This window comes from Anaerococcus senegalensis JC48 (assembly GCF_000321005.1).
GTDB lineage: Bacteria > Bacillota > Clostridia > Tissierellales > Peptoniphilaceae > Anaerococcus > Anaerococcus senegalensis.
On sequence record NZ_HE578907.1, the window covers coordinates 205115 to 219447 of the forward strand.

The window sequence follows — 14333 nt, forward strand, 5'->3', positions numbered from 1 at the left end:
AAGTACTAACAGGCGTGAAAATATGTCCAAACTAAAGGTGGAAAAAATGAAAAAGAAAACAGCGTATGTATATACAAGAGTGTCAACATCTATGCAAATTGACTGCTACTCACTCGATGCCCAGGAAGAGTGAATAAAGCAGTATACAAAAGCTTATGATATAGAAATACAAACCTATAAAGATGCTGGAAAATCAGGAATATCTATTTCAGGTAGAAATGAATTCATAGCTATGCTTAATGATATAGAAGCTGAAAAAGATAAAGTTGATTATGTAATGGTTTTTAAATTATCTAGATTTGGAAGAAATGCAGCGGATGTATTGCAGTAATTGCAAGTCATGGAAAATCATAATGTAAATCTGATTTGTGTTGATGATAGTTTAGATAGTTCTAAAGATTCTGGAAAACTTGTTATTACAATTCTTTCAGCAGTAGCAGAAATGGAACGTGAAAATATACTTTCTCAAACTATGGAAGGTCGAAAACAAAAGACTAGAGAAGGTAAATGGAATGGTGGTTTTGTTCCAATTAGCTATTCCTTAGATAATGGAGAATTAGTTGTTAATGGAGATGAAGCTAAAGCAATAAGAATGATTTTTAATTTATATGCTAATTCAGACATGGGAGCCAATGGAGTATCTAAATATTTAGTTTCTTTGGGTATTAATAAACCAGTAAGACAAAATGGTAAGAATCCATATTTTTCAGCTAGTTTAATAAGACAAATATTGGATAATCCTGTATATAATGGGAAAATTGCATATGGAAGAAGAAAAACAATTAAAGATAAAACTACTGGTAAAATTAAATTAGAAAAATCTGATCATTATATTATAGCTCAAGGAAATCATGAAGCTTTAATTGATGATGAGTTGTGGAATACAGTACAGGAAAAAAGAAAATCTCAAGCTAAAAAGTATGAGAAGATAAATAGAGGAAAAGATGAGAGAGTTCATATCTTATCAAATCTAATAAAATGTCCATATTGTAGTGCTGGTTTATATGGAAATAAAAGCCGTAAACGTAATAAAAACAAAGAAGGAGAGCGTTACAAAGATTATTACTATTACGGTTGTAAACATAGACAAATGATGAATGGACATAAATGTACTTTTAATAAACAAATTAGAGCTGAATTAATTGAAAAAGAAGTTGAAACAATAATTACTCAAGTAGTTAGTAATCCTACTTTTGCCAAAAAAATTGAAGAAAAAATCAATATTCAAATAGACACAAAAGAAATTGATGAAGTTATTAATAAACACTTAGCGAAGATTAGGCAATTAACAGGTACAAAAGCATCACTAATTAATCAAATAGACTCTTTAAATTTTGAAGATAAACATTATGATAGAAAATACACTGATTTAAATCTTAGACTCGATGCTATATATGACCAGTTAGAATATGCAGAAATGCAGTTAAATGATAGTGGAAAAAGGAAAGAGGCGATCCTTGAAGAAAAAATAACCTCTGATAATATTTATAAAATTCTTGTTAATTTTAATAGCCTTTATACAGTCCTTTCAGATATCGACAAAAAGAGATTACTTAATGAATTGATAGAAGAAATTCAAATCTATGACGAAAAAACAGAAAAAGACACTTGGATAAAATCGGTTGTTTTCAAGCTTCCGCTCATAGATTATGACATTGACTTTAGTTTGGACAATAAAGACAATGTCGAGAGTGTAGTATTGATGTCAAGAAAATAGAATAACAAGCTATAAAAGTGTTGAAATAGGTGGATTTTAGGATTTTAAAAGAAATCAGTTCTATAATAAATTAAAAATCGTGTTGGTAAAAAAATCGTCTACTTCTACCAACACGATTTTACAAAGAGCCAGTACTTACATCTCTTTTTCTCCTTTAAAACTATTGTATCTTGATACTTTAAGGAGTTTCAATTATTCTATATGTTAATTGTCATTTTTTGGATCTAATCTTAATAAAATAGCATTAATTGCAACTAAGACTGTTGACACAGACATTAGAATTGCTCCTAATGCAGGGCTTAATGTGATACCAATAGGAGCCAAAATTCCTGCAGCTAGAGGAATAGCTATAAAGTTATAGCCGGCTCCCCAAAAGAGATTTTGTTTCATTTTACGAGTTGTTTTGTGTGCTAATTCAATGAATGATTCAATATCTCCTGGATCAGATTGAGTCAAGATGACATCAGCTGAATCCAATGCCACTTGGGTTCCAGCGCCTATAGCTATACCAACGTCTGCTAAGGCAAGAGAAGGGGCATCATTAACACCGTCACCTACCATGATAACTTTTTTTCCTTCTTCTTTAAGTGTTTTTACTAACTCATATTTGTCTTGTGGAGATTGATTTGATCTATATTCAATCTCTAAATCTTCTGCCGCGCCTTGAGCTGCTTTTTCATTATCACCTGTTGCCATAATTGGCTCTATATTGTTATTTTTAAGAGCTTCTATTAACCCTTTACTGGTTGCTTTTAATTCATCCCCCAAAGCTACAGCACCAATAGCATCATCGTTTTCTACTAAGACACTGAGGGTTGCTCCTTTTGGAATATCAATATCCAAATTACGTCCATATGATTTTTGGCTGATTAATTGGTAACTATGGCCCTTGGCTTTACCTTCTACGCCAGCACCGGAAATCACATCAATCGAATCAAAAGATGCTGGACGTATATCTTGCTTCTCGGCGAAACTTATAATTGATTGAGCAATCGGGTGGCTAGATCCTCCTTCAATACCTGCCAGTAAGGCAGTGATTTCCTCTTTTGTATATTTGTCATTAAGAAGTTTTACATCTAACACTTTAAACTCACCAGTTGTTAAAGTACCTGTCTTATCTAAAATCATCACATCCGCATCTTGAGCTATTTCTAAGGCTTGGCGGTCTTTTACTAGTAAGCCACGGCTAGCTCCTAAGCTTGTGCTACGGGCGGTTACCAATGGAATAGCAAGACCCAATGCGTGTGGACAAGCTATAACTAATGTTGTGATAGCAAATTTTACTGCCGTTGGAATATCCGCTATAAGCATCCATACTACAAAAGCTATTAGTGCGGCAGTTACCGCAATATAGAAGAGCCACCCTGCAACTTTTTGAGCAATATTTTCTGCACGAGAAGGTTGACTTTGAGCTTGGCTGATTAAATCCTGTACTTGAGAGATAAAGGATTTATCACCTGTCTCATTCACTTTAATATAAAGAACCCCTTCTCCATTTGTTGAGCCTCCGATTACTTCATCGCCAGGACCTTTTTTAATTGATTTAGATTCCCCAGTCAAAAGAGCTTCATTTAGACGTGATTCTCCACGCTCGATAGTTCCATCTGCTGGCACATTTTCTCCAGCTTGAACTCGAATTAAATCACCTACCTTTAAGTCAGCAACTGGTCGCGTTTCTATTGAATCGTCATCTAATACTACATGAGCATCTTTCGGCACTAACTTAGCCAATTCTGCTTGTGCGTCTCCTGCTTCTCCAATAGCTTTCATCTCAATCCAGTGACCTAATAACATGATTAATAGTAATGAAGCAAATTCAAAGAAAAAGTCCATAATTTGTTCACCTGTTACGTAGCTTGCTATTACAGTATAAATACTATATAAATATGAAACACTTAAACCTAAAGAAACGAGAGCCATCATTCCAGGTTCTTTTTGTTTAAATTCGTCAACTGCCCCTTGATAGAATGGACGTCCACCATAAATAATTAATATAGTAGATAAAATAGCTACTACAATATCAGAATATGGAAAAGTAAACTGGAATGGTAGGTCAAACCCAGCCATAGGGGATAAGAGTATAATAATGATTCCTAGCGGCAATGATTTTAAGAAAAGTTCCTTAAAGTTTCCGTGATGATGGTGGTCATGCCCTCCGTGCCCACTGTGGTCATGACCAGCATGATTGTCGTGATGTTGATTCTTATGGTCTCCATGTTCTTCCGTGCTTACGTGCTCATGTTTTGAATGATCCATTTCGCCATGATTATGGTGACTGTGGGATGAATGTTTGTTGTTATTGTTCATTTTAAATTCCTCCTTATGCTTAATGATGATGTAAATGACATTCGCATTGTCCCTCTGGACAATTGCAATCCACTTCTTCTACTGCGAAAGATTTTTTTATCTCTAATATTTTTTCTAGTCGATCTATATCATCGAAGCTTAAAACATGATCTTCAATGATGTTTCCTATTACATTTCCGACTTTCTTTCGGCAAATACGGTTAAAAATATCTTCTGCATAATCTCTTACGGCTTCTTTCTCTTCAATATTGGCAGTGTAAATAAACTTTCTACCTTCTTGCTCTGTATTTAGCAAGCCTTTTTCAACTAATCGACCTAAGATCGTTTTGATAGTGGATTGTGTCCAGTCCATTTTTTCTTGCAATATCGAGATGACTTTTTTACTAGTTACTCGATCATTTGCCCAAACTACACGCATGACTTCCCATTCAGCATCTGTGATATGAGTATTATTTACTATTGCATCCATTTTCTTTCCCTCCTTTCCGTTTACAATTGTAGATTTGATGCTTAAGATAAGTTTACTCTTGTAAACTTATCTTGTCAAGTATTTTTAATAATATGATAAATATGATGACGCCTTTTCCGAATTTATTGTTTGGCTAAATATATAGCCATAAATTTCACAAATTCTACCCTTTCATTTTTTATGGTAGTTTGGTTTAATTCACTTCAGGAACTTTACTCAAAATTTGTAGATTTATTTAAATGAAAGTTGTGCAATTGATTCATCTTATTAAGAAAAATCTGGAGAAGTTTTTCAAAGAATATAGGACCTATTGTTTAAAAATTAGTGACTATGTAAGGTTTAAACCGATTTTTATTCTGTACTTTTATCCAATGGATTTAATGGGCTAAAACTTTGAGATGGTGTTAAGAATCAAGGACAAGATTAAAAAGTGATTTTATGTAAACTGGTTATTGTGCAAGTTTCGAAGGTTATATAGTAATAAACTTAAAATTTGTCTTTATATAAAGGTTATAGGAGAAATCTTCACACAATAACTATAAAGCTTGAAATATCAATGTAAGAAAAGGTTATAGAATCAAGTTTAGTTGATAAGATAAAAGCGAATAGAGGGCTTTGTCTTAAATTTACATCCCCATAAATGATATGAATACCAGATAGGATAATACTTTTTCCAAAAGGAAAGATTGAAATTATTGAAACAAAAAGACCTGGAGGAGAAGTAAAACCAATCCAGAAAAAAAATAAGGAAATTTAAAAAATTAAATTTTAAGGTTTATGTTCTTGATTTTAAAGAAAATATTGATGAAATAATAAAGAGAGTCTAAGATGACAACTTGGAATACACTATACGTAAATATCAAAACTATCCTACTGAATTTATAAAAGAAAATGAAAAATTGTCATTTTTACTAGATATGGGTTTAGACAATATGGTTATTGGCGTAATGGCTATAAAAGATTTATTCTTAGATGCTTTTGCAATTTCTAAAGTTTTAATCATAGTACCATTAAGAGTTGCTAGATATACTTGGAAAGAAGAGATAGAAGAGTGGTCCAACCCTGATATCTTAAAATATTCAATATTAATAGGTAGTGAAGAAGAAAGAATAAAAGGAGTAGATATATTCCCAAAAACGAGGCTTTCCTAAAAATTAAAATTTTATCCATACTGACCACTCAAGCCATGCAGAAGCAGTATCTTTGATAAAAAAGATGTAGAATTATAAAAATATTAAAAAATAAGGCTATTTTGATTAATAGCCTTATTTTATCTCATCTCCTAAATGTCTTAATTTATCAACTTGTTCTTCTTTTCCAAGTACTATTAGTATATCTCCAATTTTAAATTGATAATCTACAGGTGGGTTGAATATCATTTTTCCGTCTTCAATTTTTTTTATTGCTAGTACTATTAATCCTGTTTTTTTATGAATTTGTGCTTGGATTAAATTTTTATTTTCAAGATATGAATCTTTTTTAACTACAACTTCTTCTAGGTCAAGTTCCACATGTCCTATTTTTGTCGCAACATCTAAAAATGAGATTATATTTGGTTTAATCATTAAGTATGCCATTCTTTTTCCACTTATTTCAACAGCTGATAGGGTTTTATTTGCACCAACTTTTAATAGTTTTTTGCTGCCTGATTTTGTAATTGAATTTGCAATTATATATATTTTTTTATTGAGATTTCTTGCAGTAAGAACTGTTACAATGTTATCAACTTCAGAATCTAATGTTGAAATAAGACCTTTTGCTTTTGTGATTCCTGCAAGTTCTAAAATCTCTTCTTCAGTAGAATGACCTTCAACAACCAAAATATTATGATGGCTATAATCGTCAAGGTCATCACGTTTATCTGTAATAACTACAAAATTTAAATTTTCATCTAGAAATTTATTTATAATAATTTCCGCAAGCTCTCCTGATCCGCAAATAATATAGTGATCATTTAGAGCAGAAATTTTTCTTTCCATCTTTTTCCCTTTCCACAAATCTAAAAATTTACCTTCTACAAGCATTGCAACAATTGTTGTAAATGCATAACCAACTATACCAACCCCCAAAAATATCATTATTACTGAAAAAATTTCAGATTGATTGCTTGTTTTTCCAATTTCAGTATAACCTACAGTTGATATAGTGATTACTGTCATATACAAGGCATCAACAAAATCTACTTGAAGTAATTTCATATATCCAATAACGCCAATAATTAATAAAAGTATAAAGGCATATAAAATAAATTTAAGTTTTCTTTTATCTTCCATAAATTCTCCCCTTATTTATTTAATTATAATATAATTTTTAATAAAATACTAGATTACAAAATCAAGCTATTTTATCATGATAAAGATTAATTTCTAATAATTTTTATATTTGTAAGAAAATTTGACACTTACTTGTTTATTGTCTAGCATTAAATTAATAAGACATTTGGGAGGAGGCTATGAATAAAAATAGAAAAATCTTATCTAGTTTTATATTTATTTTATTTCTTTTTACTTTAGTTTATAACATTTCTAAGGCAGATAATGATATTAAAAATAACATATCTAGAAATTCTTTTGGAAAAATTAGTATAATTGGATTTAAATCAGACAGTTATTTAAATGAAATTGAGATGATTTATGATTCAGATAAATTTAAAGTTAAAGAAAAAGATTCTAAATTAAATAGAGTAAAAAATGACAATTCAAATAAGAAAAATGATAACCTTTAATAAAGAAATTAATAAAATAATTTCTGAAGAAACTAAAAATTTAGATGGTAATTGGCAAGTAGCAGTTGATAGTATTAGAGGAAAATCTAATATTTCTATTGAAAGAAAATCTTCTCCAAAAAATATTAATCAAACATCAGCTTCAACTATAAAAATTTTTATAGGTATTGAGGCTTATAGGCAAGTTGAAGAAGGGATTTTATCTGAAAATGATGTGGAAGAAGATATTTATTTGATGCTTAGAAATTCTGATAATGAAGCAACTGATAGATTAATTGATTTAATTGGTGACAATAATATAGATAAGTCTAGTAAAAATGTCGGTAGGACTATTTATAAAATTACTGGAAAAAACAGAACTGTTCTTTATACTAAAATGAATCAAATAGGTAAAACCAATCTTACTAATGCTAAAGATTTAAATGAGGGATTGATTGCAATATATGATGGGGAAATTGTTAATGAAGATCATTCTAAAAAAATGATAAAAGCAATGGCAAATAATACTACTACATCTAAATTTAAATTATTGGGAAAATTACCAAAAGGAGCAATCGGATTAAATAAATCCGGTGAGTACCCTGATGGGGGTATAGAAAATGATTCTGCTATAATTGATGTTGGAGATAGCGTATTTGCAATTTCTTTTTTAAATGAACACCCTGGTCCTGTTAGCCATAAATATGGTGATCAAGCTATAGCAATGCAAAACTTAGGAAAAAGAATATCTGAAGCTTATATGAAATTTGACAAAGATAATAAATAATTTAAAAGTTTTTATTAAATTTATAGTTAATATATTTTTGGGCTTATATTTAATAAAAATATAAATGGATAGATTATGAATAAAAATATAAAAATTTTGATAGGTCTTACTGTAATTTTTATTTTAACTTTTGCTTTTATTTTCAAAGTTTCTAATTTTGGTATAATTTCTAAAGATAAGAAAGTAATATCAAATTCTAACAAAAATACAAACGAGAGTGAAAAAAATTATAAGTCTGATGAAAAAAGTAAAAAGAAAATTAAAGAAAATAAAATTAAAGAAGATAAGACTATAAAAAAGGATGAAATTTCTAAAGAAATCGAAAAAATCATCGACGAAGAATGTGGAAATTTGGAGGGAGATTGGCAGGTTGCTGTTGACTCTTTGATTGGAAATTCTAAAGTTTCTATTTTTAAAAATTCTAATTCCCAAATAGAAAGTATTCCTTCAGCATCAACAATTAAAATTTTTATAGGTCTTGAAGCTTATAAGCAGGTTGAAGATGGGACTTTGGATGAAAAAAACGTAGAAAATGATATTTATTTGATGTTAAAAGATTCCAATAATGAGTCGGCAAATAGATTGATTGATTTGATTGGAAATTATGACATGGAAGTTTCTAGTCAAAAAATTAATGATACAATTAAAAAAATTACTGGAGAAAATAAAACAGGACTATATAGGAAGATGCTCCATGAAGGAAGGGAAAATATGGCAAGTGCTAGAGATTTAAATATGGCACTTAGAGATATTTATTTTGGAAAATTTGTAAATAAAGATCATTCTAATAAAATGATGGAGGCTATGGGAGAAAATAATACCACATCAAAATTTAAATTATTAGGAAATTTACCCAAAGATGCTAAAGGCATTTCAAAATCTGGAGAACTACCAAATTTAGGTGTTGAAAATGATATAGCGCTTATAAGTATTGATGATGAAGTTTTTGCTATTTCTTTCTTAAGCAAGTATCCATATCCTGTTAGCCATGGCCAAGGTCCACAATTTACTTCTATGCAAAATCTTGGAAAGAGAATAACCGAGTCATTTATGAATCATAAATAATAAAAGCTCTTGAAATTGTTTTAAATAATTTTAAGAGCTTTATTATTTATTTTCTTATAAATCTTTTTATCATTAATATAATTGAGATAGCCATCATAATTATTGCAAGAATTGTAAAAATTGTAAAAAATATTTTTATAGGCCCGTCAACTTTATCTACCAAAAAATTAGCCTTAGAAAGATATTTTTTGATATAGGAAAAATATTCAAAAGTATCTAAGCCCTTAAAACCTCTAACTATGTTTTTTATTAAAGATAGGACAGGTTTAATTAAAACAAAAGAAATGATATAAAAAACTAGAGATAGAACATTAGCTCCAATTTCAATCATGTCAAAAGATCTAAAATTTTTATTAAAAATTAAGCTTATAGCAAATAGTATAAGACTTAAAGCTAAAAACAATAAAATCAAATAATATACATTTACAATTGATGATAATTCATTGGGTAAATATTTTAAATCTATTTTTCCTAAGTCAGAAAAAGATTTAATTAAATTAGAAAATCTACTTAAAAAAATAAAAGATAAACCTAAAACTATAAATTTAAATATTAGGCATAGAATAATGCTTATATTTCTTCCTTTAAAATTTGTTTTTTTCATTTTTTCTCCTTATAAATTTATAATAACTCCCTTTTATATTATATTTTACCTAAATATAAGTTTTTTAAACATTGTAATATAGACTAAAATAAAAAAATATTATATAATAACAAAAAATTAGGAGTTTTGATGAAAGAATTTATAGAAGTATTTTTTAGAAAAAATGAAGATGGATTTATTTTTAATTCATATAGTTTACTTCACCTTGTTTTATTTTTAATATTTATTTGTGTTGGTGTAATGATTTATGGATTTAGAAAGCAAATTAGACAAAATAAAATTTTATATAAAATCATTAAATATATGCTCGCATTTCTCTTATTTTTTCAGCAAATAAGTTTTTTATATTTTATTTTTTTTGTAAGAAAAGACGGAATTAGCGAAGGATTGCCTTTATATACTTGTAGAATAAGTATAATTAGTGGGATTTTTGCTATTTTATTTAATTTAGATAATTTAAAGATTTTGACTATTTTTTGGGGATTAATTGGTGGTGTAATAGGATTAATATATCCAGATTTAATGGAGTATTCATGGCCACATATTATGTATGTAAATTTCTTTTTAACCCATTATTTGGTATTTTGGACATCTATTTTCTTTTTATTTGTTGATAGGGTAGAAATAAAGAAAGAAAATTTAAAATTCATGTTTTATTTTGTAAATATATTTTTGTTAGTGACAGAAATTGTAAACTTAAGATTTAATTTAAATTATGCCTATTTGTCTTATAGTCCAATTTTTAGGAGTAGACTAGAAAATTTACCAGGATCTATTTACTTTATATTACTTACGATTTTATATAATTTTTCTATAATATTTAATTATTATATATTTAAGAAATTTAAATTAGCCAGTTGATTTATTTTACTATTTTTTGTAAAATAAAATCGATTGGCTTTTATTTAGCTTATAAAAAGAGTAATATAATATTAAGAAGTTATTAATTTTTTAATTAGTGCAAAGGTTTTTATATATAAAATAAATAGGAGGTATTATGAAAGAATACGGTGTTTTTGATATAATTGGACCGATTATGATTGGCCCTTCTTCATCTCATACTGCAGGTGCTGCAAGAATTGGACAAGTTGCAATTTCTATTGTAAAAGATGGTTTTACTAGGGTAGATTTTCATTTGCATGGATCATTTGCCCAAACTTATAAAGGACATGGAACTGACAAGGCTTTACTTGCAGGAGTTTTAGGATTTAGACCAAATGATAAAAGATTAAGAGATTCATTTCAAATTGCGGGCGAAAGAGGTCTTGAATATCACTTTATAAAAGATGATTTAGGACCTGTTCATCCAAATACAGCAAAAATTATTTTTTATTATCCAGATGGTACAACTTCATCTGTTACTGGATCTTCAATTGGTGGTGGAAATATAGAAATAATTGAGATAAATGATGTAACAATTTCATATAATGGAAAATTCCCAACAATTATATTAAGATACAGAGAACAAAAAGGTGTAATATATCAAGTAAGTAAATTATTAGCAACAAATGATTATAATATTGAAAGTATGAAAACTGTAAAATCTGATGATGAAGTTACATTAATTGTTGAATTAAATGAAAAACTTGAAAAAAGTATAATTGAACAAATCATTAATGATGATAGATATGACTATGCGAATTATATAGAAGGGGTAAGATAATGTTTAGAAAAGCAGGAGAAGTAATAGATGAATGTAAAAGAAGAAATCTTCATATCAAAGATTTGGTTCTTGAAGAAGAATTAAAATCTTCTCAAATTAATAAAGACGATATTTTATTTAATTTAAGGCAAATGTTTAAGGTAATGGAAGAGTCTGCAACTGGAAATTTAAATCATGAAACAAAAACTGCTATGGGAATGATTGATGGTTTTGCAAAGAAAATGAATGCCTATTCGAAGGAAGGAAAATCAATCACGGGATCTTTTGTAACTGAGGCTATGGCTATGGCATTTTCAACTCTTGAAATCAGTGCTGCCATGGGCGAAATTGTTGCAAGTCCTACAGCAGGTTCTTCTGGAATTTTGCCAGCAATTTTATATTCTCTTAAAAAAAGAGAAGGATTTTCTGATGAAAAAATGGTAGATGCTATGCTTACTGCTATTGGTGTCGGAAAAATAATTGGTTATTATGGTTCTTTTGCAGGTGCTGAAGGTGGTTGTCAAGCTGAAACTGGGTCTGGAGCTGCTATGGGAGCAGCAGCAGCATGTTTTCTATATGATCAAAGTCCAGAAGTTTGCTTTCATGCAGCAAGTTTTGCCTTCTTACATGTCTTAGGTTTAGTCTGTGATCCTATTGCAGGACTTGTAGAATATCCTTGTACATTTAGAAATGCATCTGGAGTTGTAAATGCATTTATTTCTGCAGATATGGCAATGGCAGGAATAACAAGTATTGTTCCATTTGATGAAGTTTGTAAAGCAGCAGGAGAAGTTGGAGCAACTTTACCAGAAGCCTTGAGAGAAACAGGAATCGGTGGAATAGCAGGTACAGAAACAGGAAGAAAAATTAGAAAGAAATTTTTTGCCCTAGGAAATGACGCTACAAAAGAAGATAAATAAATTAAGAAAGTAGGCTTTTGCCTACTTTTTTATTTTTTGGGTATAAATTCTTTGAGAGGTGTTTATATGAAAATTAATTTTATAAGAGCTTTTGAAGATAATTATATTTGGACAATTGAAAAAGGTGATAAGGTAATTTTAATAGATCCAGGCGAGGCTCGTCCTTGTTTAAATTATTTAGAAGATAAAAATTTATATGCAATTTTACTAACTCACAAGCATATGGACCATGTTGGTGGGGTAAAAGAATTGAAAGAAAAATTTAAAGATGCTACAGTTTATGGACCTATTGAAACTGAAAATTTAAATGATAAAACTTTAAAAGAAAATGATGAAATTGAAATTTTAGGATATATTTTTACAGTTTTAAAAACAAATGGCCATACCGAAGAACATATCTCATATTTAGTTGAAAATAACCTATTTTGTGGAGATACAATATTTTCTTCAGGATGTGGAAGAGTATTTACAGGTGATTATCAAAGTTCATTTGAATCTGTTCAAAAAATCAAAAATTTAGATAAAAATATTTTGATTTATCCAGCTCATGAATATACTATTGATTGCTTAAAATCTTCAAAAAGGATTATTAAAGATAAAGTTATGGATGATGCAATTGATGAAGCTAAGGAAAAAATTTCAAAGGGACTTCCAAGTTTACCAACAAGTGTTGAGAAAGAATTTTTGATAAATCCATTTTTTTCGGCTAAAGATTTGAATGAATTTAAGGAATTTATAAATATAAAAAATTGACTTGAAATTTAAAAAAAATTATAATATTAAAAGGGAATGAAGTTCTCCCTTAGAAAAATCTAAAACCGCATTTATGCTGATGACTTCTGTAACCACAAAGGGACAGATTTCATCAGTTTTTTTGTCCCAAAAGGAGGATTTATGTTAATATCACTAGGTTTAATTATTATTTTTGGACTAATATTTGGATTTATATGTAAAAGATTAAAAATACCTGCTTTAATTGGTATGCTTTTTACAGGAATTATTTTAGGACCTCACATATTAAATTTAATTGATACAAAAACTTTGTCAATTTCTTCTGAGCTTAGACAAATAGCTTTGATTATTATTTTAATTAAAGCAGGATTATCTTTGGATATTTCTGATTTGAAAAAGGTTGGAAAATCTGCAGTATTATTATCATTTTTACCAGCAAGTTTTGAAATTTTGGCTTATTTTATTTTTGCTAGGATTTTTTTCAAAATCAGAGCAATAGATGCACTTTTGATGGGGTCAGTTCTTGCTGCTGTATCACCTGCAGTTGTAGTTCCTAGAATGGTAAAATTAATTGAAGAAAAAAGAGGAGTCAATAAGTCAATTCCACAAATGATTCTAGCAGGATCATCTTGCGATGACATATTTGTTCTTGTACTATTTTCATCATTTTTGTCAATGGCAAAAGGGAAGGAGGTAAGTTTTATCTCTCTTTTAAATGTTCCAATTTCCATAATTTTAGGAATTTTATTTGGATCAATTATTGGTTTTATTTTATATTTTGTTTTTGAATATTTTTATAAAAAAGGCTATATGATTAGAAATTCTACAAAACTTATAATAATTCTGGCTATTTCATTTTTACTTGTTGCCTTAGAAAATTTATTAAAAAATATAATTGCATTTTCTGGACTTTTGTCAGTGATAGCAATGAGTTGTGTTTTTAAAATTAAAGCGAGTGATGAGGTTTCTTCAAGACTTTCTGAAAAATTTGGGAAATTATGGATATTTGCTGAAATTTTATTGTTTGTATTGGTTGGGGCTGAAGTAAATATTTCTTATGTATCAAAACTTGGTTTCATATCAGTGATTATGGTATTTTTAGCTTTAATTATTAGATCATGTGGTACTTTGATTTCAATTTCTGGATCAAATTTAAATAAAAAAGAGAAATTATTTACAGTTTTTTCTTATATGCCAAAAGCAACTGTACAAGCTGCAATTGGTGCAGTTCCACTTGCAAATGGACTTTCTAGTGGTCATATTATTTTATCAATGGCTGTTATGGGTATATTGATTACAGCTCCTATTGGCGCGATTTTTATTGATAATTTTTATACTAAATTATTAGATTAAGTATTTTTGGTAAAATTTTTTATTTTTAATTAA

General features: G+C 28.8%; 13 protein-coding genes, 1 pseudogene and 1 riboswitch. Of the genes and pseudogenes, 10 read left to right on the top strand and 4 right to left on the bottom strand.

Going from position 1 to position 14333, the window contains the following annotated elements:
• Nucleotides 1-46: 46 nt before the first annotated feature.
• Nucleotides 47-1717 (top strand): annotated as a pseudogene (locus tag ASHG_RS01070) (recombinase family protein).
• Between the two features lie 204 nt (nt 1718-1921).
• Here the strand turns inward: ASHG_RS01070 and ASHG_RS01075 are convergent.
• Together ASHG_RS01075 and ASHG_RS01080 are read right to left on the bottom strand one after the other, a co-directional pair.
• Nucleotides 1922-4024 (bottom strand): heavy metal translocating P-type ATPase, encoded by a 2103-nt coding sequence (locus ASHG_RS01075; RefSeq protein ID WP_040396928.1) that lies wholly within the window; start codon nt 4022-4024, stop codon nt 1922-1924.
• Nucleotides 4025-4043: 19 nt separating this feature from the next.
• Complete coding sequence (locus tag ASHG_RS01080; protein ID WP_040396929.1) at nt 4044-4493, bottom strand: CopY/TcrY family copper transport repressor; 450 nt, start codon at nt 4491-4493, stop codon at nt 4044-4046.
• Between the two features lie 836 nt (nt 4494-5329).
• Here ASHG_RS01080 and ASHG_RS01090 point away from each other — a divergent pair.
• Nucleotides 5330-5644, top strand: a complete 315-nt coding sequence (locus ASHG_RS01090; RefSeq protein ID WP_040396931.1) for a DEAD/DEAH box helicase family protein — start codon at nt 5330-5332, stop codon at nt 5642-5644.
• Nucleotides 5645-5758: 114 nt separating this feature from the next.
• On the opposite strand, the gene ASHG_RS01095 is transcribed toward ASHG_RS01090, so the two are convergent.
• Nucleotides 5759-6766 carry a potassium channel family protein gene (locus ASHG_RS01095; protein ID WP_040396933.1) on the bottom strand — a complete coding sequence of 336 codons (1008 nt, stop codon included), beginning with the start codon at nt 6764-6766 and terminating at the stop codon, nt 5759-5761.
• 179 nt (nt 6767-6945) lie between these two features.
• Here ASHG_RS01095 and ASHG_RS09255 point away from each other — a divergent pair, with 179 nt between their 5' ends.
• The 3 genes from ASHG_RS09255 (at nt 6946) to ASHG_RS01105 (ending at nt 9049) form a co-directional block, all read left to right on the top strand.
• Nucleotides 6946-7218 (top strand): hypothetical protein, encoded by a 273-nt coding sequence (locus ASHG_RS09255; RefSeq protein ID WP_244264217.1) that lies wholly within the window; start codon nt 6946-6948, stop codon nt 7216-7218.
• The gene (locus ASHG_RS01100) at nt 7184-7984 is read left to right on the top strand and encodes a serine hydrolase (RefSeq protein WP_244264218.1); all 801 of its coding nucleotides are present in this window, start codon (nt 7184-7186) and stop codon (nt 7982-7984) included. The genes ASHG_RS09255 and ASHG_RS01100 overlap by 35 nt, the downstream gene beginning before the upstream one ends.
• Nucleotides 7985-8059: 75 nt before the next feature.
• A complete protein-coding gene (locus ASHG_RS01105) occupies nt 8060-9049 on the top strand; it encodes a serine hydrolase (protein WP_084689268.1) in 990 nt (329 codons plus the stop codon).
• Nucleotides 9050-9095: 46 nt separating this feature from the next.
• Here ASHG_RS01105 and ASHG_RS01110 read toward each other — a convergent pair whose 3' ends face one another.
• Nucleotides 9096-9653 carry a hypothetical protein gene (locus ASHG_RS01110; protein ID WP_040396934.1) on the bottom strand — a complete coding sequence of 186 codons (558 nt, stop codon included), beginning with the start codon at nt 9651-9653 and terminating at the stop codon, nt 9096-9098.
• Nucleotides 9654-9782: 129 nt separating this feature from the next.
• Here ASHG_RS01110 and ASHG_RS01115 point away from each other — a divergent pair, with 129 nt between their 5' ends.
• The 5 genes from ASHG_RS01115 to ASHG_RS01135 all read left to right on the top strand — a co-directional run bounded on the left by ASHG_RS01115 (nt 9783) and on the right by ASHG_RS01135 (nt 14300).
• A complete protein-coding gene (locus tag ASHG_RS01115; RefSeq protein WP_040396935.1) occupies nt 9783-10514 on the top strand; it encodes a YwaF family protein in 732 nt (243 codons plus the stop codon).
• 136 nt (nt 10515-10650) lie between these two features.
• Nucleotides 10651-11316: an L-serine ammonia-lyase, iron-sulfur-dependent subunit beta gene (gene sdaAB / locus ASHG_RS01120; RefSeq protein ID WP_040396936.1), complete on the top strand. Its 666-nt coding sequence runs from the start codon at nt 10651-10653 to the stop codon at nt 11314-11316.
• Entirely contained in the window at nt 11316-12215 is a 900-nt protein-coding gene (gene sdaAA, locus ASHG_RS01125) for an L-serine ammonia-lyase, iron-sulfur-dependent, subunit alpha (RefSeq protein ID WP_040396938.1), read from the top strand. The genes sdaAB and sdaAA overlap by 1 nt, the downstream gene beginning before the upstream one ends.
• A 66-nt stretch (nt 12216-12281) precedes the next feature.
• Nucleotides 12282-12968 (top strand): hydroxyacylglutathione hydrolase, encoded by a 687-nt coding sequence (gene gloB, locus ASHG_RS01130; RefSeq protein ID WP_040396940.1) that lies wholly within the window; start codon nt 12282-12284, stop codon nt 12966-12968.
• A 23-nt stretch (nt 12969-12991) separates the two neighbouring features.
• Nucleotides 12992-13064: riboswitch (Fluoride riboswitch) on the top strand.
• A gap of 45 nt (nt 13065-13109) precedes the next feature.
• Nucleotides 13110-14300: a cation:proton antiporter gene (locus tag ASHG_RS01135; protein ID WP_040396942.1), complete on the top strand. Its 1191-nt coding sequence runs from the start codon at nt 13110-13112 to the stop codon at nt 14298-14300.
• Nucleotides 14301-14333 lie beyond the last annotated feature (33 nt).